This window comes from Aromatoleum evansii, assembly GCF_012910805.1.
Taxonomy (GTDB): Bacteria; Pseudomonadota; Gammaproteobacteria; order Burkholderiales; family Rhodocyclaceae; genus Aromatoleum; species Aromatoleum evansii.
Map to the genome: position 1 here is coordinate 1 of NZ_WTVK01000162.1, position 1,270 is coordinate 1,270.

Sequence of the window (1,270 nt, forward strand, 5' to 3'; positions counted from 1 at the left end):
CCCCGCCCCCGACTTATCTCCATCCCGCGCGCGATTCGCTTGCCCGGACCTCGCCGACGTCCGCCTAGCCGCCGCCGGCGCGCTTTATTCCTTTCATCTCATGCGTTTCCGCGCCTCGACGCGGACGGCCGGGGTTCGTCCATGGATATTCAGATAGCGCTGTTGCTCGCACAGGACGGCATCACCAACGGTGCGATTTATGCGCTGCTCGCGCTCGCGCTGGTGCTGGTGTTTGCCGTGACGCGGGTGATCTTCATTCCGCAGGGGGAGTTCGTCGCCTATGGCGCGCTCACCCTGGTCATGATCCAGGCCGGCCACGTGCCGGCCACGCTGTGGCTGCTCGTCGGCGCCGGGGTGCTCGCGGCCGTGGTCGACGCCCGCGGCGCACTCGCCAGCGGCCAGAAGGGGCGCCTCGCCGGCGTGCTGGCGTGGAACGCCGGCTACCCGCTGGCGCTCGCGGCGCTGCTCTACCTGCTGCCGCTGGCGACGCTGCCGCTCGCCGTGCAGGTGCTGCTCGCGCTGCTCGTGATCGTGCCGATGGGGCCGCTGATGTACCGCCTCATCTACCAGCCGATAGCCGCCGCCCCGGTGCTGATCCTGCTGATCGTCTCGGTCGCCGTGCACGTGGGCATGGTCGGCCTCGGGCTCTTGTTCTTCGGCGCCGAAGGCTCGCGCACCCCGGCCTTCTCGGAAGCGCGCTTCGAACTCGGCCCGATGATGGTCACCGGCCAGACCATCTGGGTCGTCGCCGCCTCCATCGTGCTCATCGTCGCCCTGTACCAGTTCTTCGGTCGCACCATCTACGGCAAGGCGCTGCGCGCGACCGCGATGAACCGCAACGGCGCGCGCCTGATGGGCATCTCGCCCGCGCTCGCCGGGCGGCTCACCTTCCTGCTCGCGGCCCTCATCGGCGCGCTCTCGGGCGTGCTGATCGCCCCGATCACCACCATCTACTACGACACCGGCTTCCTCATCGGCCTGAAGGGGTTTGTGGCCGCCATCGTCGGCGGGCTCGCCAGCTACCCGATCGCCGCCGCCGGCGCCGTGCTGGTCGGCCTGCTCGAAGCCTTCAGCTCCTTCTGGGCCAGCGCCTACAAGGAAGTCATCGTGTTCACGCTCATCATCCCGGTGCTGCTGTGGCGCTCGCTCACCAGCCACCACGTGGAGGAAGAGGAATGAAGCCCGCACTCTCCCCGCGCGTCGTGCTCGGCGCCTTCATGCTCGTGCTGCTGGTGGCGCCGCTCGTGATGCCGCCCTTCTACGTGACGCT

1 protein-coding gene is annotated in these 1,270 nt (G+C 69.1%); it reads left to right on the forward strand.

Annotation, left to right across the window (positions count from 1 at the left end; genetic code table 11):
• The first annotated feature begins 141 nt into the window (after positions 1-141).
• Positions 142-1,179: a branched-chain amino acid ABC transporter permease gene (locus tag GO615_RS27680; protein WP_169133053.1), complete on the forward strand. Its 1,038-nt coding sequence runs from the start codon at positions 142-144 to the stop codon at positions 1,177-1,179.
• Positions 1,180-1,270 lie beyond the last annotated feature (91 nt).